This is a genomic window from Acinetobacter nematophilus (assembly GCF_026344175.1).
GTDB lineage: Bacteria > Pseudomonadota > Gammaproteobacteria > Pseudomonadales > Moraxellaceae > Acinetobacter > Acinetobacter nematophilus.
Genome location: NZ_JAPKMY010000006.1, coordinates 1 through 23,140, shown reverse-complemented (window position 1 = coordinate 23,140; position 23,140 = coordinate 1). Strand labels below are relative to the sequence as shown.

General features: G+C 38.4%; 19 protein-coding genes. 16 read left to right on the top strand and 3 right to left on the bottom strand.

Annotated features, from left to right (window positions below; translation table 11 throughout):
- Nucleotides 1-790: 790 nt before the first annotated feature.
- Nucleotides 791-1,720, bottom strand: a complete 930-nt coding sequence (locus OSH00_RS12170) for a hypothetical protein (RefSeq protein WP_266130785.1) — start codon at nucleotides 1,718-1,720, stop codon at nucleotides 791-793.
- Between the two features lie 239 nt (nucleotides 1,721-1,959).
- Between OSH00_RS12170 and OSH00_RS12165 the strand changes: the two genes are divergently transcribed.
- From OSH00_RS12165 to OSH00_RS12135, 7 genes are all read left to right on the top strand, one after another.
- Nucleotides 1,960-2,460: a YaiI/YqxD family protein gene (locus OSH00_RS12165; protein ID WP_266130784.1), complete on the top strand. Its 501-nt coding sequence runs from the start codon at nucleotides 1,960-1,962 to the stop codon at nucleotides 2,458-2,460.
- 101 nt (nucleotides 2,461-2,561) lie between these two features.
- Nucleotides 2,562-3,470 carry a DMT family transporter gene (locus tag OSH00_RS12160; RefSeq protein WP_266130624.1) on the top strand — a complete coding sequence of 303 codons (909 nt, stop codon included), beginning with the start codon at nucleotides 2,562-2,564 and terminating at the stop codon, nucleotides 3,468-3,470.
- 521 nt (nucleotides 3,471-3,991) lie between these two features.
- Entirely contained in the window at nucleotides 3,992-5,383 is a 1,392-nt protein-coding gene (locus OSH00_RS12155; RefSeq protein WP_266130623.1) for an LLM class flavin-dependent oxidoreductase, read from the top strand.
- Between the two features lie 335 nt (nucleotides 5,384-5,718).
- Nucleotides 5,719-6,969: an SfnB family sulfur acquisition oxidoreductase gene (locus OSH00_RS12150; RefSeq protein ID WP_266130622.1), complete on the top strand. Its 1,251-nt coding sequence runs from the start codon at nucleotides 5,719-5,721 to the stop codon at nucleotides 6,967-6,969.
- A 32-nt stretch (nucleotides 6,970-7,001) separates the two neighbouring features.
- A complete protein-coding gene (locus OSH00_RS12145; protein WP_266130621.1) occupies nucleotides 7,002-8,258 on the top strand; it encodes an acyl-CoA dehydrogenase family protein in 1,257 nt (418 codons plus the stop codon).
- Between the two features lie 174 nt (nucleotides 8,259-8,432).
- Nucleotides 8,433-9,260 carry an SDR family oxidoreductase gene (locus tag OSH00_RS12140; RefSeq protein WP_266130620.1) on the top strand — a complete coding sequence of 276 codons (828 nt, stop codon included), beginning with the start codon at nucleotides 8,433-8,435 and terminating at the stop codon, nucleotides 9,258-9,260.
- 137 nt (nucleotides 9,261-9,397) lie between these two features.
- Nucleotides 9,398-10,348, top strand: coding sequence for a LysR substrate-binding domain-containing protein (locus OSH00_RS12135; protein ID WP_196076143.1), 951 nt, complete (start codon nucleotides 9,398-9,400; stop codon nucleotides 10,346-10,348).
- 55 nt (nucleotides 10,349-10,403) lie between these two features.
- Here OSH00_RS12135 and OSH00_RS12130 read toward each other — a convergent pair whose 3' ends face one another.
- Nucleotides 10,404-11,024: a TetR/AcrR family transcriptional regulator gene (locus OSH00_RS12130; RefSeq protein ID WP_266130619.1), complete on the bottom strand. Its 621-nt coding sequence runs from the start codon at nucleotides 11,022-11,024 to the stop codon at nucleotides 10,404-10,406.
- 490 nt (nucleotides 11,025-11,514) lie between these two features.
- On the opposite strand from OSH00_RS12130, the gene OSH00_RS12125 reads away from it, so the two are divergent.
- From OSH00_RS12125 to OSH00_RS12115, 3 genes are all read left to right on the top strand, one after another.
- Nucleotides 11,515-13,296, top strand: coding sequence for an acyl-CoA dehydrogenase C-terminal domain-containing protein (locus OSH00_RS12125; protein ID WP_266130618.1), 1,782 nt, complete (start codon nucleotides 11,515-11,517; stop codon nucleotides 13,294-13,296).
- 82 nt (nucleotides 13,297-13,378) lie between these two features.
- The gene (locus tag OSH00_RS12120; protein ID WP_266130783.1) at nucleotides 13,379-14,554 is read left to right on the top strand and encodes a thiolase family protein; all 1,176 of its coding nucleotides are present in this window, start codon (nucleotides 13,379-13,381) and stop codon (nucleotides 14,552-14,554) included.
- A gap of 104 nt (nucleotides 14,555-14,658) precedes the next feature.
- Nucleotides 14,659-16,158, top strand: coding sequence for a succinate CoA transferase (locus tag OSH00_RS12115; RefSeq protein WP_266130617.1), 1,500 nt, complete (start codon nucleotides 14,659-14,661; stop codon nucleotides 16,156-16,158).
- 66 nt (nucleotides 16,159-16,224) lie between these two features.
- Here the strand turns inward: OSH00_RS12115 and cysS are convergent, their stop codons facing one another.
- On the bottom strand, nucleotides 16,225-17,646 hold the full coding sequence (gene cysS, locus OSH00_RS12110) for a cysteine--tRNA ligase (protein ID WP_266130616.1): 1,422 nt from the start codon (nucleotides 17,644-17,646) through the stop codon (nucleotides 16,225-16,227).
- Nucleotides 17,647-17,842: 196 nt separating this feature from the next.
- Here cysS and OSH00_RS12105 point away from each other — a divergent pair, with 196 nt between their 5' ends.
- From OSH00_RS12105 to OSH00_RS12080, 6 genes are all read left to right on the top strand, one after another.
- Nucleotides 17,843-18,835 (top strand): KpsF/GutQ family sugar-phosphate isomerase, encoded by a 993-nt coding sequence (locus tag OSH00_RS12105; RefSeq protein WP_196076927.1) that lies wholly within the window; start codon nucleotides 17,843-17,845, stop codon nucleotides 18,833-18,835.
- A gap of 3 nt (nucleotides 18,836-18,838) precedes the next feature.
- Nucleotides 18,839-19,378 carry a KdsC family phosphatase gene (locus OSH00_RS12100; RefSeq protein ID WP_266130615.1) on the top strand — a complete coding sequence of 180 codons (540 nt, stop codon included), beginning with the start codon at nucleotides 18,839-18,841 and terminating at the stop codon, nucleotides 19,376-19,378.
- Between the two features lie 39 nt (nucleotides 19,379-19,417).
- Nucleotides 19,418-19,963, top strand: a complete 546-nt coding sequence (lptC, locus tag OSH00_RS12095; RefSeq protein WP_266130614.1) for an LPS export ABC transporter periplasmic protein LptC — start codon at nucleotides 19,418-19,420, stop codon at nucleotides 19,961-19,963.
- Nucleotides 19,950-20,516 carry a lipopolysaccharide transport periplasmic protein LptA gene (gene lptA, locus OSH00_RS12090; RefSeq protein WP_266130613.1) on the top strand — a complete coding sequence of 189 codons (567 nt, stop codon included), beginning with the start codon at nucleotides 19,950-19,952 and terminating at the stop codon, nucleotides 20,514-20,516. Before lptC ends, lptA begins: the two co-directional genes overlap by 14 nt.
- Nucleotides 20,516-21,259, top strand: coding sequence for an LPS export ABC transporter ATP-binding protein (lptB, locus tag OSH00_RS12085; protein ID WP_004824561.1), 744 nt, complete (start codon nucleotides 20,516-20,518; stop codon nucleotides 21,257-21,259). The genes lptA and lptB overlap by 1 nt, the downstream gene beginning before the upstream one ends.
- A gap of 572 nt (nucleotides 21,260-21,831) precedes the next feature.
- The coding region (locus tag OSH00_RS12080) for an Ig-like domain-containing protein (RefSeq protein WP_266130612.1) at nucleotides 21,832-23,140 on the top strand (1,309 nt) is incomplete at its 3' end.

Sequence of the window (23,140 nt, the reverse complement as noted above, 5' to 3'; positions counted from 1 at the left end):
TCAGGCAAATAAAAAAATCCCTCCGATGAGCATCTAGAGGGATTTTTTATGTAAATCGTATCTTGCAAATTAAGTCGTTGGAAAGATGCCTAATATATGGATCAATATTGCAGCTAAAAACATACCCAGAACAAAAAAGCAACATGCTCCTTTATCCAAACGTAAGTGAAAACCACTAACTTGATTGATTAGACTAGTCGATTGTTCAGGTATAATTTTCATTACTGAGCCTAGATTTTAAATTATTGTTAAATCCTATTGGTTCGTCGTATTTTTAACATAATTGACTGGTTAAATAAAGCGCTAAATCTATTTATTATAAATTTTGAGAAATTATTATCTCTAAAAAATTATACGGAATATGAATTTAAAACATGGGGTTTGTTGGTAATTTGTGGATAACTCTGATCATTTCAAAATTTCATCAATAAAAATCTGTATAAATACCGCTTGAAAAGAGCCAAATCTCTATACAAAGTAATGAAATTCAATGAATTACTATTTTGATCTAAATATCTGTTTTTAAATTTATTTATAAATTCATAAATCTGTACGCTGAGAAACATGAGGGTCATTTGATTATTAAAATAAATTCCCCATATTGCTTAATTTATTAACAAACAAATTAGAAGATTAATTTATTTTGAATTTAAATTGTGGATAACTCGTTGTTTTGAATTCAAAACAAGAAAAATTGAATAGATGAAATTCAGTATATTTAAAATGTTACAAAACGTGTAATAAAAAAGCATGATGAATATTCATCATGCTTTTGAGATGCTATGCTGATTTATGCAGCAGAGTAAATATTGGCTTGAATCCAAATATTGCCACGAATATATTGTCCAATTTCAAAATCTTTATATGCGGGGTCTTTGCTTGCAATGCGAACAAGAATCGCAGGTTGGTTTTCTTCAAGAATTAATGTTACATCATAAAGTGTGTAGTCTTGTTGCATAAACTGCATTTGCGTTTTTCCTACCACTTTACCTTGAAACCAGGCTTCATCTTCTTGTCCAAGTGTTTCACCATAGAGATATGCCACCATTTTTGAAAAATCAACGGTTACGGGAGCTTTATCGTCTTCGGATTTGGGTTCCCACGCATCAATCTGCTCTTGCAAGTTTTCCGGGGCAACACCATTGTTTTGTGAAAGGATATCGTTTAAAGCACGATGATGCTTGATTGAAGCAGGATCATCCACAATGATTTGTTCATGATCAGAAACTTTTTCGAGCTCGTAAGCCCACGCATTCAACTGCACTTTATATTGTTGGTCTTGTAGGTATCGATGACTGTTGACACTGTATAAGCTATCAAAGGCATAGACCACACTGTTGGTTCCAACTTTTAAACTAAGTACCGCTTGAGTATTGGTTTTACAGGTAATGATACGATCAATAGAAGCATTTAACTGATAAGGGCTTTCAAAACTAGGAAATGCCGTTTTAACGGCTTTAGGCTTATTATTTTCAACATCGATGACTTGGCATAGTTGCACTGCAGAGCCATTTGGACCTTGAATCAACCAAGTTGACACATCCATATCGCACTCTTGTGAACAGAGACCCATTGGCATAACAGGTGCATCTAAAGCAAGACCTAACCATTTGGGCACTTCTGCTGTTGGATTCTCAGTTAAAAGATTCCAATGTTCGACATGGCTACCAAAATTTTGATCTTCGATGATAATTGTTTCAGGTCTGTTTTGATTGTTCATTTTCACGTATTGAATGCCTCTCTTATTCTATTAAATCGAGGATGATGAGTAAATTTCAAGTCACGAAATGTAAAATCATAAGAAAAACCATAAGATTAAAGCGAATTTTCGACAACAAGCGCTTGGCTTGTATTTTTAATGAGCAAAATAACAATGTTGTGTGAAGATGAACATGACATCGCGATATTCGAAGCAAATAAAATAATAAGCATAGGACACGCCAGTTGCATTTTGCTAAAATGGTGGAAAATCTTGATTCGAGATGTTTTGTGCTGCCATTTAAACTTTGGGTCGATGCAGATGCTTTGCCTAAAATTCTTCGTGAAGTGATTTTACGTGCTTCTGATCGTTATCAACTTGAAGTCACTTTTGTTGCCAATCAACCGGTTGGCATTACGCCTTCGGTTCGAATTAATTCAATTCAAGCGATGTCTGGCGCCGATCAAGCCGATCAAGAGATTGTTGAGCGCATGGGCGAGCATGATATTGTGATTACTCAAGATATTCCTTTAGCTGCCCAAGTTATTGAAAAAGGTGGTGTTGCAATCCATCCACGTGGAGAGGTGTATACTTCAGCCAATGTAAAAGCTCGGCTGCATTTACGTGATTTTATGGATACCTTGCGTGGAGCCGGTGTACAAACAGGTGGACCACCGCCAATTTCTGAACGAGATAAACGTGAATTTTCGAGTAGTCTAGACCAAACAATTCAAAAGCAGAAACGGAAAACTTCGATCTAAGCCATGTTTAGGCGTTTATTTTGAATTTTTATCATGGCTTGATCTTATCATCTTTAACACCGTAACCCATTGAATTGAACTGATCACTTACAGGACTAATTATGCCTTCCAAATCCAACCTGGTGACGACCTATATTTTACTGGTCTTCATCTGGGCAAGTACGCCTTTGGCGATTGTTTGGAGTGTGGCTGATTTACATATGATGTGGGCATTGGTATTGCGTTTTTTTATTGCATTGCCGATTGCACTTATTTTACTTTTTATTCTTAAAGTCAAACTACCGCTCAATAAAATTGCTTTGCACAGTTACCTAGCCGGATCATTCAGTTTGATTGGTTCGCAGATTTTCACTTATGCCGCAACCAGTTATTTAAGTTCAGGAATTATTGCGCTGATGTTCGGTTTAGCGCCAATTATGGCAGGATTGATTGGTCGCTTTGGTTTTGGTCAACGTTTGCTTGGAATTCAATGGTTGGGTATGTTGGTGGCCGTATGCGGTTTAGCAATCATCTGCATGAGTGGCAGCGCAAGTCAGCACGTTCATCCTATTGGCATTGGATTGATGTTGATGAGTGTATTTACCTATGCCTTGTCAATTTTTTGGGTTAAAAAAGTGAATGCAGACGTGTTGCCGATGGCGCAAGCAACAGGCTCAATCTTTGTTTCAACCTTAGCCGCAAGTTGTCTTATTCCTTTTATCTGGCAACATGCTCCAACCCATATCCCGGAAACCAAATCACTATTTGCACTGATTTATACTGTGTTAATGGCATCTTTGCTGGCAATGTTCTGTTACTTTAAATTGGTTCAAAATATTAAAGCAACGACATTATCGTTAACAACAGTGATGACTCCCATGATTGCCATGTTTTTGGGAGCTATGTTGAATAATGAAAAACTGACGATAACGGTATTTGTTGGCGCAGCAGTGCTGATTTGTGGTCTATTTTTATATTTCTATAAAGATTTTAAAGCCAGTAAAAGACTTGCTGAAAAAATTAAAAGTTAATATTTAATCTGTGATTGACATCACTGTATTTTAATTTTTTGAAAAAATGATCTTAATGGAGTCTTAGTAAATTTTGCCCCGTTTTTTGGGATCAGTCTGCGGCTCGCCATATTTTTATTTTGGCGTGAGGGGTGAAGCTCCACAAGGATCATCGTCTCGCTGTGATATGCGGTTCAGCATAAAATTGGTTAGACACCTACCTATTTAATCAGTCGCAGAAACAATACATGATAAAAAAGTCCTGCCTCAAACTGTTGTGGATGATGTTTTCGACGATTGTGTTTCATTAATAGTTTTATTCAACTCAGTTTGTTTATTATTTCTGTCCAGTAAATAATAATATCAATCACAAGGTGATTTATTCCAGTTCTATTTTAAACAGGACTATGTGATGAAATGATATACCTAAGCCATAAAATATGATAAAAACTTTCGTGATAATCATCGAAGATATTAAGATAAAAGAATAAAGATAAATGACATAGGATAAAAAATATTATGAATATCGATGTTGAATAGTAATGACTAAGCAAATTAGCTTTAATGCTTTTGAAATGAATTGTATTGCACATCAATCCCCTGGGTTATGGCGCCATCCATCAGACCGTTCTACAGAATATAAAGACATTGAATATTGGACCGATCTCGCCAAAATTTTAGAGAAGGGTTTATTTGATGGGATTTTCATTGCAGATGTACTTGGAATTTATGATGTTTATCATCAGAGCGCTGAACATGCCTTAACAGGTGCAGTACAGGTTCCTGTAAATGACCCACTGCAAATTGTCCCCGCTATGGCAGCAGTTACGCAGCATTTGGGTTTTGGTGTCACAACCTCTATTTCATTTGAGCACCCTTATCCCTTTGCCAGAAGAATCAGTACTCTGGATCATTTGACCAAGGGGAGGGTTGGGTGGAATATTGTCACTTCTTATTTGGAAAGTGGCTCTAAAAATCTCGGATTAAGTGCACAACTCAATCACGATGACCGTTATGAGGTCGCAGATGAGTATTTAGAGGTACTGTATAAGCTTTGGGAGGGTTCATGGGAAGATGGTGCGGTTTTAAGAGATAAACATGCAGGTCGATTTGCAGATCATACAAAAGTTCATCCGATCTTACATGAAGGTCAATATTTTAAAGTACCTGGTATCCATATTTGTGAACCATCACCGCAACGAACGCCTGTATTGTATCAAGCTGGTGCATCTACTCGTGGGCAAAAGTTTGCCAGTCAAAATGCAGAATGCATTTTTATTGCACCGCCTTCAAAAATTGCTGCGAAAAAAATTGTTCAGAGCATACGCCAGAAATTGCGTGAGGAAGGACGTGATCCTTATAGTGTAAAAATTTATACATTGTTGTCTATTGTGACGGGTGAAACGGATCAAAAGGCTGATGCTAAATTTAAAGAGTATCAAAGCTACGGTAGCTATGATGGTGCGCTAACATTAGTTTCCGGTTGGTCTGGTGTGGATTTCTCACAATATCAAGCGAAAGATAGAGTGGAATATATTGAAACCAATGCCATCCAATCAATGTTGGATGCATATGTTAATGCGGATCCTGATCGTATCTGGACAATAGAAGAAATTGCGCAATGGAACAGTGTTGGTGGAAATGGTCCTGTAATTGTCGGTTCAGCTCAAACGGTTGCCGATGAATTGCAACACTGGATTGAAGAAACTGATGTCGATGGTTTTAATCTGGCTTATATTTTGGCGCATCAGACTTTTATCGATGTTGTAGATTTTATTGTCCCTGAGTTACAGCGACGCGGGGTTTATCAAACTGAATATGGTCATGGTACGTTAAGAGAAAAATTATTTGGACATGGTCCACATCTGGCAGAAAATCATCGTGGCGCAAAATACCGTCAAGGCACTAAAAATAAATTCGCACATGCCAGTTAAATGATTTCGATTTGTTTTCGAGTTTTGCTTAGGTTTGACTGAACATTGCTGTTGATGATGTAAGCCTGTGTTATAGGTTTTATTTGATGATGAAAGGGTATTTAAAACATTCTGTCTAATAAAATAATCGGCAATAGGCATGTCTTGGAAATAATTCATGATCAATTAAAATAATGTCCACATTATGTGGGCATTATTTTTTGATTTTATTAACTATACATTTTAATCATAAATGAATACTTTCTTTTTTGAATATTGAATGCATTTATTTATATAAATGAACCAAAAGAATAATGCTAGTTTAAGGTCATGCTTATTTTAAGAGAGTGACAACAATGACTGATTTAAACCAAGAAAAATTTTCTTCACAGACGGCTGTACCTTTACAATTTTTTGAACTCAACCAAGATGCACATGTGATTCAATCGGATGCAGAAGCCATTCAAGTCGCTCAAGCTTTGGCGAAAGAGTTTGCCAAAGAAGCTTCACAGCGAGACTATGAGCGTCGTCTACCTCTGGCTGAGATACAGCAATATTCACAAAGTGGTTTGTGGGGAATTAATATTCCTAAATCTTTCGGTGGCGCAGAAGTAAAATATCGAACTTTAGCTGAAGTGGTAAAAACGATTTCAAGTGTTGATCCTTCTTTAGGGCAGATCGCGCAAAACCATTGGGCATTTATTGAACATTTACGTTTGGATGCTAACCTTGAGCAGCAAAAGTTTTTCTTTGCAGAGATATTAAAAGGACGTCGTTTAGGAAATGCCTTTTCAGAAAAAGGCAGCAAGACAGTTGCTGATTTGGAAACGAAAATTCATCAAACAGCACAGGGCTATGAAATCAATGGACAGAAATTTTTTGCTACAGGCGCATTATTAGCGCATTGGGTACCTGTAGTCGCGGTCAATGAAGAAGGTTTGCCAGTAGTGGCTTTAACCCCCCGAACCACGGCTGGGCTAGAGGTGATTAATGATTGGTCTGGTTTTGGACAACGGACTACAGCAAGTGGCACAGTTGTACTGAAACAGGTAAAGGTGGATGCCCAATATATTGTACCGATATATAAAGCTTTTGAAAAACCAACAGTTGCAGGTGCAATTTCACAGTTTATTCAAGCTGCTGTCGATGCTGGCATTGCACGTGGTGCGATTGACGAAACCATTCAATATGTGAGGCTGCATTCACGTCCTTGGGTAGATTCTGGTTTGCAAAAAGCATCTGATGATCCTTATACCATTGCTAATATCGGTGAATTAAAAATTAAATTAAGAGCAGCTGAAGCGGTTTTAGATTTGGCAGGTGATGCAATTGATTTAGCCATCGCGCAACCTTCAGAAGCGCATGCCAATGAAGCGACATTGTTGGTGGCTGAGGCAAAAGTATTGACCACAGAAATTGCGATTTTGGCATCCAATAAATTGTTTGAGTTATCAGGCACACGTTCAACTTTATCAGAGTTGAATTTAGACCGCCATTGGCGCAACGCACGTACCCATACTTTACATGACCCAGTACGTTGGAAGTTTAATTTGGTTGGTAATTATTATTTAAATAACATTCACTTGCCACGTCATGCGTGGAGTTAAGGACAGTAACAATCAGATAATGGAGCGCCAATATGAGTCAACAAAACATTCAAACCAATATTAATGATGAGTTATCAACCGCAGCCAATTATGAGAAAGTTGCAGCTAAGTATCGTCCAATTTTTGAAAAAATTGCTGAAGGAACACGAGCGCGTGAACAGCAACGTGCATTGCCCTATGAACAGATCAACTGGTTAAAACAAGTGGGTTTTGGGGCACTTCGGGTCCCTGTGAAGTTCGGTGGTGATGGTGTCTCTTTACCACAACTGTTTCAGTTGCTTATAGAGCTTGCCAAAGCAGATTCTAATATCGTTCAGGCACTGCGTGGGCATTTTGCCTTTGTTGAAGACCGTTTAAATGCCCATAAAGTTGCTGATCAAGCGCTGTGGTTTAAACGTTTTGTTCAAGGTGATCTCATCGGAAATGCTTGGACTGAAATTGGTCAGGTAAAAATTGGGGATGTGATCACCAGAGTAAAACAAAAAAACAATCAATTACTGGTGAATGGGAAAAAGTATTACTCCACAGGAACTATTTTTGCCGATTGGGTCGATTTATTTGCCTATGATGAAACAACGGATCAACATGTGATTGCAGCAATTTCTCGCCATGCTTCAGGCGTACAGGTATTGGATGATTGGGATGGTTTTGGGCAAAAGACTACGGGAAGTGGTACATTAAGCTTAACCGATGTTGCAATTGAACGTGATCATATATTGCCTTTTGAACAGCGCTTTAAATATCAAACAGCATTTTATCAAGTCATTCATTTGGCAACCTTGACGGGGATTGCGCAATCTGCTGTTGCAGCATTTACGCATGAAGTGCAAAAGCGTGATCGTATTTTCAGTCATGGCAATGCAGATCTTGTCCGAAATGACCCGCAAATTTTACAAGTGATAGGCAAAGCATCTGCACAGGCCTATGCCAGTGAAACCATTACCTTGCGAACGGCAGAAGCTTTACAGCAAGCATATCTTAGCCATTTTGGAGAGTCTGAGGTCAAAAACATTCAGGCGAATAATGATGCCGAACTTGAATCTGCACAAGGTCAAGTGGTGATCTCGGATTTGGTGCTGGATTTAACCAGTCAATTATTTAATGCGTTGGGCGCATCAGCCAGTAGTACATCTAAGCAGCTCGATCGTTTTTGGCGAAATGCGCGCGTGGTTGCTTCACATAATCCTTTAGTTTATAAGGAGAAAGTGATTGGAGACTGGGAAGTAAACCGTGAACCGCTGCCATTCGTTTGGCAGATTGGTGCAAGTCCAAAAGTCGGTGCAGCGTAAAAATGATGGATGATTACCCACAGCTTGCTTATGCAAGCTGTTGATTTTTAAACACTGACAAAAGATAAAATAATTAATGTACTCATGAGTATATAAATTAATGGATTTACTACTACAACAACATAACAAAATTCAGTAAATTGGAGGGCTTAGAACAAATACAAAGAGGATGTCATGTCACTTCAAGGAAAAACACTTTTTATTACAGGTGCAAGCCGTGGAATTGGAAGAGAAATTGCACTGAAAGCAGCAAAAGACGGTGCAAATATTGTGATAGCGGCTAAATCAGCAGAGGAACATCCCAAATTAGGCGGTTCGATTTTTACTGTCGCGAAAGAGGTCGAAGCAGCAGGTGGTCAGTCGTTAGCCATTCAGCTGGATGTGAGAGATCAAACTGCTGTCGCTTTAGCAATGCAACAGGCTGCAGCGCATTTTTGTGGCATTGATATTTTGATTAATAATGCAGGTGCAATTAAATTATCTGGTGTAGAGCTACTCGATCCCAATCGTTTTGATTTGATGTATCAAATTAATACCCGTGCAGTAATGGTATGTAGTCAAGCCGCATTACCCTATTTAAAAAACAGTGATAATCCGCATATTCTCAATCTCTCTCCGCCCTTGAATTTGGATGAGAAATGGTTTGCGAGTTATGCGCCTTATACGATTACGAAGTATGGTATGAGTATGTTGACTTTGGGAATGAATCAGGAATTTGCAAGTTATGGCGTGAGTGTAAATTCACTTTGGCCAAGAACAATCATTGCAACTGCCGCAATCGAATTTTCTTTAGGCGGTAAGGCGTTGTTTAGCAAAGCACGCAAACCCAATATTATGGCAGATGCTGCTTATCATATTTTAAACAGTCAACAGCGTGCATTGACAGGACGTTTGCTGATTGATGAAGATATTCTTCGAGAATTTGGGGTGACGGATTTTTCTGAATATCGTTACGCGGATTCAGAGGATGAATTAATGGTTGATTTATTTGTAAAAGAATAGAGATTGAAACAGATGCAGTGTACTGATTTTCAATCACTGATCTGATTGTTTAAAATCGGTACATTAAAACATTGGCAATTTTTATAAAAAAGCAGAAGATATACTACCGAATACACAAATGAGTGAGATGTAATTTCGTGTTTGAGTTAGATTGTAAGTTGCTCAGTATTTTTTACTATATCTATAAATTTAAAAGTGTGTCTGTGGCAGCGGACCATTTAGCAATGAGCCAACCTACAGTAAGTAATATTCTGAACAAAATTCGTACTCACTACAACGATCCGTTGTTTTTAAGGATCGGTAATGAAATGGTGCCGACTGAGTTATCGAAACAACTTTATCCGTTGGTGAGTGAGGCACTGAGTAAGGTTGAAATTATCAATAATTTCAGTGTGAACTTTGACGAAACGGCGTCACACCAACAGTTTACTGTTGCCATGACCGATGTTTCGCATTTGGTTTTGCTTCCAAAGATTTCTCAATACCTGAAACAACATGCACCACACGTTAAATTAAATGTTCGTGCAATTACCTCTGAAACCAGCTATCAAATGGCGAATGGAGAAATTGATTTAGCCATTGGTTTTTTGCCGCAATTGGAAAATGGATTCTACCAACAAAAATTATTTGAACAGTTTTATGTGGTGATTGCTTCGAAAGATCATCCTCGCTTAAGTCAACAAAGTATGACGGTTGAACAGTATTTGAGTGAATCTCACATTGATATTGATGCAGGGGTGGGACATTATCATATTGCCAATGAGCTGTTAAATCTGGACTTAAAACGCAATGTGTTGATGCGCATCCCAAGTTATCTCGGTGTAGGACTGGTAGTACAAGATACAGACTCGATTGCTACCGTTCCGTATTATTTGAGCGAAGTATTATTATCAAGAGGGAACTTACAGATTTTCCCGGCACCCATTTCGTTTCCAACTTATTCGATTAAGCAGTATTGGCATATGTCATGCCACCATAAAACCAGCCATCAGTGGCTTAGACATATGTGTTATGAAATTTTTAGTCAAGTCAATTCCATGCCTTTACCCAGTCAGTTACTCAGCCCCCAAAATGAATTGGATATATAGTGCGCACGTGATATTCGGGTTGGATACGCTACTTTCCTGACAACAGCGTAGAACGTCAATCGTTAGGGTGTTCAGCATCAGTTAATTTATCAGGTGTCATAAGCGCTTGATTGACATAAAGTTTAATCAGACGTTCGCGGGAGCCAATCGACTTTTGATAATGGGTTGAATTTAACAGTAGCGATGCACCATAGGTCACCGTCCAAATATAAGACAGGTAATCACGGATCGACATAATGCTGTTGAGTGATTTCAGATGCGCGCCAAAGAGATCTTTAATTTCTAAAATACGTTGTTCACGGATTGAATAAAGTTCTTCAAATAAGTCTTTCAACTTACGTTCGTTGTTAGTGAGTCGTTCTTCAATAACATGCAATAGAATGGTGCGATTTGAATTCAGCATGTTATACAGCATGTATTGAGAGACATAAATTTTAATGTCGTGATGGTACGCTTTGGAAATATCTAAGAGTCTTCTCTCATTTAAGATAATCAGTTCTAGATAGAGTTGATTTTTACTTTTGAAGTGCTTGTAAATCGTGCCTTTAGCGATATCAAGTTCAGCAGCAAGCTCACTTAAAGTAATATCCTGATTATTATCAAGCAATAAGGTTTCTGCCATTGCTAAAATTTTCTCTTTACGGAGAAGAAAATTTTGTTGGCGCACTGAACTCATTCTATTAATCCAAAACCACTGATGAAGAACTAGAGTCAGAGTATATCAGCTATTCCAGTTATTCAATAAAACTATAGTCATCATTTTCAAGAAAATATTTCAAAAGAATTCTGATATTTCATGTCATAAAGCATTGATTGAGAAATTGGCTAAAGATAAAGAATTTATTTTTTTAAAGTCAATAAAATTGAACCTATGAGGTCAAAGTATGTAAATATATTTCCATTATTTAAAGAATTGGATTATTGTTTTTTTAACTTATTTTTTGCCTAAAAAGTTTGTAGTCATTTGATTTTTTACAAACAATATAGGGCTTTACCTAAATATTTTTTTAAATCAAATTTCTATGTTTGATTAAAATTTATCAATTTATCTGTATTTTATGCATAAAACAGGGGTGTTGATGAATGAGATATTTTTTCTTAAACGCAGAAAGATTTAAACATGGCTTTGGTCGTAACTGAAGAGTCATGTCACAAGGAAAGCAATCATGCCCATTTACAATGCACCACTTAAAGATATGCAGTTTATTCTTCAAGATGTCTTTAAGGCCGAAACATTCTGGCAAGAAAATCACAATCTAGCGCATTTGGATATGGCGACCGCCAACGCAATCTTAGAAGAAATGGCAAAATTTTCTAAAAATGTCATTTTGGATTTAAATCGTAGTGCAGATGAAGAAGGTGGTGCTGAATTTAACCAGGGTGAGGTCAAAACACCACGTGGTTTTAAAAAAGCTTTTCAACAGTTTGCCCAAGGCGGTTGGATCGGTTTGGGTGCCAATGAAGCATGGGGCGGTCAAGGCATGCCAAAAATGCTGACTGTTCTTGCAGATGAGATGATTTGGAGTTGCAATCCTTCATTTATGCTGTATCCGTTGCTGACTGTGGGTGCAGGTATGGCAATTGATCAAGCGGCATCAGAAGAACAAAAGGCCACATACTTACCAAAATTCTATACAGGGGAATGGTCTGGAACGATGTGTCTGACAGAACCCCATGCAGGTACTGATTTAGGTATGATCAAAACAAAGGCAGTACCAAACAGCGATGGTTCATACGATATTTCAGGAACAAAAATATTTATCACCAGTGGAGAGCATGATCTCAGTGAGAATATTATACATCTTGTATTAGCCAAAACCCCGGATGCACCAGCAGGGTCTCGCGGTATTTCTTTATTTATCGTACCAAAATTTCTTATCAATCAAGATGGTTCATTGGGTGAGCGCAATACAGTGAGTGCAGGTTCCATTGAACACAAAATGGGAATTAAAGGATCAGCGACGTGTGTCATGAATTTCGATGCAGCTCAAGGATATCTAGTAGGTAAAGAGAACGAAGGTTTAGCAGCCATGTTCATTATGATGAATTATGAACGGCTTTCTATGGGGATTCAGGGAATAGGTGCGTCAGAGTTTGCGTATCAAAATGCAGCACAATATGCCTCAGATCGCTTACAGGGTCGTTCAGCAACAAGTCAACAGTCACCAGATAAACCTGCCGACTCGATTCTCGTCCACGCGGATGTGCGCCGTATGTTGTTAAACTCACGTGCCAATAATGAAGCATCACGTGCATTTGCCGTATATGTTGGACAACAACTGGATATTACCAAATTCTCTACAGATGTTGAATGTGTAAGAAAAGCCAATGAGCGTGTTGCATTGTTAACACCTATTGCAAAAGCCTATTTGACGGATAAGGCATTGGATTCAGCACTTGAGGCACAAATGTGCTTCGGTGGACATGGTTATATTCGTGAATGGGGAATGGAGCAATGTATTCGTGATTTGCGAATTTCCCAAATCTATGAAGGAACCAATGGTATTCAAGCACTCGATCTAATTGGACGAAAAACAATTAAATCTAATGGTGCGTTTATCGCAGACTATCTGACAGAAATACGCGAATTTGCCAACACAATGCAGGATTCAATGTCAATCAAGACTGTCACATTGGATGTCTGTGTTGAGGTTGATGAAATCACGAAAATGATTATTGAACAGGCAAAAGCGAGTCCAGATTTTCCAAGTGCAGTTGCCGTAGACTATTTACATGTGGTCGGGTTGTTGAGCTTTACTTATATGTTTGCACGAATAGCTCAAGCGGCTCAAAGTAAATCGGATACATTTTATCAAAACAAATTGGTCTTGGCACAGTATTATGTTGCTAAAGTGCTTCCAGATTTGGCGGCAAGAATACAGCGTATTCAAGCGGGTGCTGATCTCATTATGCAATTGCCTGAAAATTATTTTACAGCACAGGCTTAAAACCTGAGGTTGACAAAGGGAAACCATAAGTGAGTTCACTTCCTTATGGTTTAAAACAAGATTTGAATCAATAAATAGGGAGATAAAAATGATCGTAATTGTTGAGGCAGTACGTACAGCAATGGGTGGATTTCAAGGTGCTTTATCAGCCTGTACAGCCCCAGATTTAGGCGCAGTCACCATCAAAGAAGCGGTTGCCCGTGCAGGTTTGCAGCCGAATGATATTAATGAAGTGATTTATGGTTGTGTGCTTCCTGCTGGGCTAAAACAAGGTCCAGCACGTCAAGCCATGCGTCAGGCGGGTTTGCCAGACTCAACCGGTGCAACCACGATCAATAAAATTTGTGGTTCAGGTATGAAAGCAGTCATGCAGGCGTGTGATGCAATCAAGGCAGGTTCGTCGAATATCGTTGTTGCGGGTGGTATGGAGTCTATGACAAATGCGCCCTACTTACTGGACAAGGCACGTTCTGGTTATCGAATGGGACATGGTAAGGTCATTGATCATATGTTTCAGGAAGGCTTGGAAGATGCTGAAACAGGATTATCCATGGGGATTCTTGCGCAAGAAATGGCAGATCGCAAGGGATATACTCGTGAACAGCAAGATGCTTATGCGATTGGTTCTTTAAATAAAGCGGTAGCGGCGATTAACAACGGTTATTTTAAAGCTGAAATTGTTCCTGTTACAGTATCATCTCGCAAAGGTGAGGTTGTGGTTGAACAGGATGAGCAACCATTGAATGCAAAAGCCGATAAAATTCCGACTTTACGTCCAGCATTTAAAAAAGACGGTACCATTACTGCAGCAAATTCAAGTTCAATTTCCGATGGAGCTTCGGCATTGGTGATCACTTCAAGTGAAGAAGCCAAGCAGCGTGGGTTAAAGCCATTGGCACAAATATCCGCATATGCAACACATTCACAGCATCCTTCTGAATTTACGATTGCACCAGTGGGTGCAATTGAAAAAGTATTGAAGAAAACAGGTTGGAAGGCAGAAGATGTTGATTTATGGGAAGTTAATGAAGCTTTTGCAATGGTTGCCATGTTGGCGATAGATGCTTTCCAACTGGATGTAAATAAAGTCAATATTCATGGCGGTGCTTGTGCATTGGGTCATCCGTTGGGCTCTTCGGGGTCACGTATTATTGTGACTCTTATTCATGCTTTAAAACGTACAGGGGGGACAAAAGGTATCGCAGCCCTATGCATTGGCGGTGGCGAAGCAACAGCGATTGCCATTGAATTAGTTTAATCCTTTCTCCTTTATAAACGAATAACTCTATATTTCTTCCATCCCTGTTCGCAGGGGTGGCGGGCGCTTTCATGCTTTATTTTTATTTTTTTGAGATTTTTAAAATGATTAACGGTTTGGAACGTGTACGCTTAAACAGCTTGCACAGTAAAATAATGTCTGCTGAACAGGCTGTAACTTTAATCAAAAATGGTTCAGTGGTCGGAGTGAGTGGTTTTGGTGGCGCAGGTGAGGCCAAAGCAGTACCTTTGGCATTGGCAGATTATGCAAAACTGCACCCCTTGAAAATTACTTTAGCGACTGGCGCAAGTTTAGGGAATCGTATAGATGGTCGCTTAACCGAGGCACATGCTTTGGCGCGCCGTTACCCGTATCAGTCTGATCCTGTTTTGCGCAAAGCGATTAATGCCGGCGAGGTCATGTATATTGATCAACATCTATCTGAAGTTGCAGATAATATTCGCCATCATAATTTAGCAAAACCCCATGTCGCGATTATTGCAGCCACTGCGATTACAGAGGATGGACAAATCATTCCGACGGGTTCATGTGGAAATGCTGCAAATTTTGTTGAAATGGCAGATCAGGTTATTGTTGAAATTGACAGGACGATTCACCCGATACTTGAAGGTGCACATGATATTTATCTTCCCAAGAAGCGACCTTATCGCGACCCTATCCCTCTTACACAGGTGAGTGATCGTATTGGAACGTTGGGTATTCATCTTGATCCTGATAAAATTTCGGCGATTGTTTTCAATGATATTCCAGATACCTCATTTAAAATGGACCAAGCAGACGATGAAACCCTTGCCATTGCGCAGCACTTGATACGCTTTTTTGAAAATGAAGTAGCGCTCGGACGTTTACCTGAAAACTTAGGTCCATTGCAGTCTGGTGTTGGTTCAATTGCAAATGCTGTTTTTGCGGGTTTTGCGCATTCAAACTTTCATGATTTAGAAATGTACTCAGAAGTATTGCAGGATTGTACATTTGAATTGATTGACTCCGGCAAAATGAAGTTTGCTTCGGGTTGTTCAATGACTTTGTCTGATGAATGCGCCAAGCATGTAATGACTAATTTTAAGCACTATAAAGATAAAATTGTGTTGCGCCCACAGGAATTATCGAATCATCCTGAAATCATTCGACGTTTAGGAATTATTGCAATCAATACTGCACTAGAGTTTGATATTTATGGAAATGTAAATTCAACACATGTGGCTGGTAGCAGAATGATGAATGGTATTGGAGGATCAGGAGACTTTACTCGCCATGCACATCTGGCTATTTTTGTGACCAAATCGATTGCCAGAGCGGGTGCAATTTCTTCGGTTGTTCCTATGGTCAGCCATTGTGATCACGCAGAACACGATATTGATGTTTTAGTGACAGAACAGGGACTGGCCGATTTAAGAGGCTTGGCACCACGGGAACGTGCTCTCAAAATTATACAGTGCTGTGCACATCCATCCTATCGAACTGAATTAACGGATTATTTTGAGCGGGCATGTGTATTGGGGGGACAAACACCACATCTTTTAGGTGAGGCTTTGTCTTGGCATGCACAGTTTGAAGAAACAGGCACGATGAAATCTGCTTAAAAAATCAAAACAAAAAAACCTGATCACTGATCAGGTTTTTTATAGAAGAAATGATACCTTGCTGAATTAATCAGCACGACGCCAAATTGTACCTTGACGCGTATCTTCGAGTACCACTCCTTGAGCGAGTAAAGACTGGCGAATTTCATCAGCACGCGCAAAGTCCTTATTTTTTTTGGCATCTACACGCTGTTGGATCAAATCTTCAATGTCAGCTTCAGTTAAACCTAATGCGTCTTGTCCAATATCTGACTTCAAAAACTCGTCGACATTGTACTGAACTAAACCGAGAATGTGGGTTAGATGGCGTAAAGTAGAATAATAAAGCGTTGCTTGCTCTGCATTTTCTTCTTTGACAGCACGATTCAGTTCTTTAATGATTTCAAACAGTACAGCAATCGCTTCTGATGTATTGAAATCATCGCGCATCGCGACATTAAAGCGTTCTACCAAGGTTTCATCAAGTAAATCTGTAGATAGATCACCATAAACCTGCTGATATGCTTTAAATGCATGATAGAAGCGTGACAGGGTTGTTTTTGCTTCTTTTAATGCAAAGTCTGAAAAGTTCACAGGACTGCGATAGTGTGAAGAAACAATGAAATAGCGAATCACTTCTGGATGGAATTTCTCCATCACATCACGAATCGTAAAGAAGTTGCCTAGTGATTTAGACATTTTCTCACCATCTACATTGATAAAACCCACATGCATCCAGTAATTTACATATTGTTCATCGGTAGCAGCTTCTGATTGGGCAATTTCATTTTCATGATGTGGAAATAAAAGATCTGAACCACCGCCATGAATGTCGAAGTGATTGCCCAAGCAGCAAGTCGACATTGCTGAACATTCAATGTGCCAACCCGGACGTCCATTGCCCCATGGTGAAGTCCAAGAAGGTTCATTGGCTTTGGCATGTTTCCAAAGCACAAAATCAAAAGGATGCTTTTTCTCAACGCCTACATCGACACGCTCAGAAGCACCAGCTTGCATATCATCAAGTTTGCGTCCGGAGAGGCGACCGTATTTGGTAAATTTTTCCACTTCAAAATATACATCGCCGTTTGCAGCTGGATAAGCAGCACCTTTATTGACTAAATGACCAATCATATTTTGCATCTGGTCAATATAGTCGGTGGCACGAGGTGCTTCATCTGGGTGTAGGCATCCCAAATTTTCAGCATCTTCATTCATGGCTTGAATAAAGCGATCCGTAAGTGCTGTAATGCTTTCACCGTTCTCATTGGCACGTGCAATGATTTTGTCATCAATATCCGTAATGTTTCGAACATATTTTACATTCCAGCCCTGACTGCGTAGAAAACGAATGATGTAGTCAAAAGCAACCATCACCCGAGCATGTCCAATATGACAGTAATCATAAACTGTCATACCGCACACATACATGTCGATATGTCCTTCTTTACGGGGAACAAATTCAACTTTTTTACGTTGCTCAGAGTTGTAAAGAACAAATGGTTGCATAGGTTTTCTAAATGTTTCAACAAAAGGGTGATTTATCTTAACCTAAGCTCCATATTTCATAAAGATTTATACGTTAATTTTCTAAGAAAATGAAATTTATACATTTAGGAAAGCAGGCTATTGTATTGCTATGCTAAAATAGCAAAAATATTCCGTTTGATATTCAAAACTCTTTTAGAGTTAAGGTAAGTCCATTTTGAATTCTGAAAACAAATCAAATCCTGTTGATTTTCAAAAGGTTGCACTTGAAACCTTGCGCATTGAAGAACATGCACTAAAGATTTTAGCGGCTCAAATCGATGCGCGATTTACGCGTGCCTGCGAAATCATTTTGCAATGCCAAGGTCGTCTGGTAATAACAGGAATGGGAAAATCTGGTCATATCGGACGGAAAATGGCAGCAACCTTTGCTTCTACAGGAACCCCTTCATTTTTTATGCATCCTGGTGAAGCAGGGCATGGTGATTTGGGGATGTTGGTCAAAGGAGATGTGCTTATTGCAATTTCAAACTCGGGAAAGAGTGATGAAATTATGATGCTGATGCCTTTGATTAAATATTTAGGTGTTCCATTAATCACCATTAGCGGTGATGATAAAGGTCCGATGCCACAAAATGCCGATGTGGCTCTAACACTGGGAAATATTAAAGAAGCTTGTCCATTGGGTTTAGCTCCGACTTCAAGTACAACTGCGACATTGGCACTAGGTGATGCTTTGGCAGTTGCCTTGTTAGATGCACGTGGATTCACTGCCGATGATTTTGCGATGTCTCATCCGGCGGGAGCACTGGGTAAGCGACTGTTATTGCATGTAAAACATTTAATGCATACAGGCAATGATTTACCCAAAGTATTACCCAATACGCCAATGAATAAAGTATTGTATGAAATTTCAAATAAACGTTTGGGTTTAACCACGATTGTCGATGAAAATGATACCTTACTGGGCATTTTTACAGATGGTGACTTGCGTCGTTTAATTGATAAACAACAAGGTTTTGATGTGAATTTAGCTGTGTCTGAGGTCATGATAAAAAACCCCTCAACAATTTCTAAAGAAGCACGAGCTGTGGAAGCTTTAGAAAAAATGAATGAAAAGAAAATCAGTCAATTTGTGGTTGTCGATGAGATGCATAAAGTGATCGGTGTCATTAGTATGCACGATTTGATTCAAGCTGGAGTAAATTAATCAATGGCTTCCTATGTTTTATTAGAACAAGCGCGTCATATTGAAGCATTGGTTTTAGATGTAGATGGAATTTTAAGTGACGGTTTCGTGACATTGACCAATTCTGGAGACGAAATCAAATCATTTGATATCCGGGATGGGTTGGGTATGAAACTGGTCCAAAAATCTGGGATCAAAGTCATTATTATTACTGGGCGTAAAAGTCATATCGTTGAAAAACGCATGTCTGACCTTGGTGTCGATCTGATTTTTCAAGGGCGTGAAGATAAAGGGGTTGCACTGAAAGAAGCGTGTGCAAAACTCAATTTAGAACCTGAAGATTGCTTGTATATGGGTGATGATTGGCCAGATCTTTCAGCATTTGCACTGGCTGGAATGAAAGTCACAGTACCTAATGGTCACGTTGAAGTTCGCCGTCGAGCAGACTTAGTCACACAGGCAATGGGTGGACGTGGAGCGGTACGAGAAGTTTGCGATATGTTGCTGATGGCTAAAGGCACTTACCAAGAACTACTTGAAAAATATACAGCTATACCGCATTAATAGCTTAAATTCAGATTGATCAAATGTTGAATATAATTTATGGATACTAAGGTTCTATATGTGACTGCTGTTGTCATTGCGGCAATGAGTGGTGGCTATTACTATTACAGCGGAAAGGGCAAAAAGTTGGATGGAAGTTCAGCACAAAGTATGACCTATTCTGCTGAAGGTATTCAGTTGGTTCAAACCGATGAAAAGGGCAATCTTTATGTTCGTGCTCAAGTTGATCATCTAGAACAGGATTTACAAAGAAAAACGTCTAAACTCAGCAATCTCAATGCTTCAATGTTTAATCAAAATCAAGTTGATTCAACTTTTTTTGCCAAAGAAGCAAGAGGATTTAATGACAATGAAAAGGTTGTTTTATCAGGACAAGTTAAAGCAACTAAGCTTGGTGAACGTGGAATAATGGAATTTCAAACGGATGAATTAACCGGGTATCCTAAAACTCGTCAGTTTGAAACGACTCACCAAGTCACTGTCAATGCACCTGATGCACAATTTATTAGTCAGGGTTTAAAAGCTGATTTAAACCAAGGTCAATATGAATTTGCAAATATTCGAGGAAAGTATGTACCTAATTAAGATCTTTTCACTGAAACAATCTTTCCTGAGAAAAGCGATCTGTACGATCAGTATGTTGAGCTTGTCAGTAACGGCATTTGCATTACCATCAGACCGTAATCAACCCATTTCACTCGTTGCGGATAAAGCCACTTATAGTGAAGCGACAGGTGTAACGACCTACACAGGCAATGTCATTATTGAACAAGGTACGATGAAGCTTCAAGCTTCTTCAATTGTTGCTCAATTGAATAAAAGTAAACAAATCAGCACTATTACTGCTACAGGTGGTCCAGCTAAATTTCAACAACAGGTAGACAGTGCAAAAGGTGTGGCACGTGGTGAAGCGCAGAAAATTGTTTACAATGCTGAAACAGGTATCATCAATCTGATTGGTAATGCTTATTTATATCAAGATGGTGCAAGTATTCGAAGCAGTACTTTAAAATACAGTATGAATAAAGGGGACGTTGAAGCTTCAGGTTCATCAAATACAACAGGTTCATCAAAAGGACGTGTGCAAATTATTATCCCACCAAACAGCACCAAGTCTTTCCCTGGAGCACGTGATTAATGACAGCTTCGAATCAAAGCCAAACACTGTGTATTAAACACTTAGCTAAAGTTTACAGTAAACGCTGGGTGGTAAAAGATGTTTCTTTTAGTATGCAGAGCGGGCAAATTGTTGGATTACTGGGTCCAAATGGTGCAGGTAAAACAACAAGTTTCTATATGGTTGTTGGTTTGGTTCGTATGGATAAAGGAGAGATTCATTTAGATAATGAAGATATTTCCGACTTAGCCATGCACCAACGTGCACGTAAAGGAATTGGTTACTTGCCTCAGGAAGCTTCTATTTTTAGAAAGCTCACAATCGCTGATAATATCATGGCAATTCTTGAGACTAGAAAAGATCTGAATAAACAGCAACGACAACAACGTCTTAAAGAGTTGTTGGAAGATTTTAAAATTACCCACATTAAAGATTCATTGGGTATGAGTGTCTCAGGAGGTGAACGTCGCCGTGCTGAGATCGCAAGAGCTTTGGCAGCTGATCCCAAGTTTATGTTACTGGATGAACCTTTTGCAGGCGTAGATCCAATCTCCGTGGGGGATATTAAAGATATTATTCGACAACTAAAGGACCGTGGTATTGGTGTTTTAATTACTGATCACAACGTTCGCGAAACACTCGCAATTTGTGAGCATGCCTACATTGTGAGTGAGGGAGCAGTTATTGCAGAAGGCACTCCTGAAGAAGTATTGGCCAATGAAACAGTACGCCAAGTTTATTTGGGTGATGATTTTACTGTTTAATAATTATTATTAAAAAATGGAGTTTTAAACTCCATTTTTTTGTTCAATAAAAATATTTAAATTAAACATTTAATGAATTGTGAGTTTATTTAATATTTATAATTTATTTTTTTTGTGATGTTTTTCACATTAATGTTTTTTTTTACATTTTTTGTATAAAAATTAATCTATGAATAATTCTTAAGTTTCAATAATACCCGTAGATTTTAAAGGGGAATAACTTGTTTATAAAAATGATGATTAATCAGTATATGCCAAAGCTGTTATTTAAAAATATATAGGATTATGAATAAAAAATTAATAAATTTATAAAAATGATGAAGATCACTGAGAATTATGAATATAAAGCGATAATTAAATTTAATTGAGTACAACTAGTCTAAAAGAGTTCAATCAAAATAAATAAATGATAAGCACATCACGAAATGCTTTTAAATACATTAGTTATTATAGACAACTGATATTTTTTATAATGTTATACGTTTTTATTATTAAAACTATACACTTGTGAATTTTGTCTCACTTATTTATCTTTTTTGCATAAGAGTGAATTATAAGACGGAAGAACTATTATGAAAAACATCACAATTTATGAAAAAGGAACGGCTAAAATTCTTACTCAGGATTTAGTGAATAAACATCACACTGTTTATAAAGTGAATCTAGATAGTGCTGAAATAGCCAAAATCGTTAAAGTTAATAATAATCTGGAGGTTTATTTACAAAATGGAGAAAAAGTTGTTATTGAAGACTTTTTTATTGGAGAAAAACCAAAAGAATTTACTATAGAAACTTCAGATGGGAAACATTATTTACTTGAATTTCTTGAATTTGATGCAAATGGCACTGTGACTAAAATCGATTATTTGGGTATTAATGATTTTCAGGAATATTTACTAGGTGAACATAGCGCTGTACCAGCATGGGCTTGGGTAGCAGGTGCAGCGGGGATTATTGGTATAGCTGCAGCTGCAGGAAGCAGCGATGGAAATTCAAATCATTCAGGAAATGGTGATAAGACTGGTCCTAAAATAACGCATCAGATTTTAGATAATGAAAAAATTAAAATAACGGCAGATGAAGCCAGTAAAATTACAATTATTGATGCGAATGGTAAAATAATTGGATCAGGGCAATTAAATCAATCAGGTTCACTCGATATCACTTTAACAAGACCATTGGTTGATAATGAGAAAATAACAATAACTGCAACTGATAATGCTGGAAATAAAACAACTGAAACTATAAGTGTTGGGGATGTTACCAAACCTACTGTTGAAGTAAATATTGTCGATAACGACACTATTCGTATTGTTTCAAATGAACCAGGTAGCAAAGTTATTATTAAGGATGACGCTGGTCAAATAATTGGTCAGGGTGTAATTGGACAAAATGGTCAATCAACAGTTGATTTAGCTTCACCATTAACTGATGGTAGTAAAATTATTGTTGATGTAATTGATGCTTCCGGTAATCAGACAGAAAAAGTAATTACAGTGGGAGATGTGACAGCACCAAACATTACTTCGACAGTTGAAGATGCAACCCATATTGTCGTAACTTCAAATGAAGCAGGTCAAGTAACCATCAAAGACAGTAGTGGTAATGTGATTGGTAGTGGGACAATCACAGGTAATAACACCATTGATAATATCCAGCTTACGCGTCCGTTGACTGACGGGGAAACAGTGAAAGTCACTGTGACAGATGGTGCTGGGAATCCAAAAACTATTGATATTACCGCTGGAGATGTGACAAATCCTCAATTCCAGTCTGCAAGTATTGATAGTAGTGGAACGCATCTAACACTCACCTATAGCGAAGCCCTGGACGGTAGCAACTTACCGCCATTGAACAGCTTCGTGGTGACTGCAAATGGTC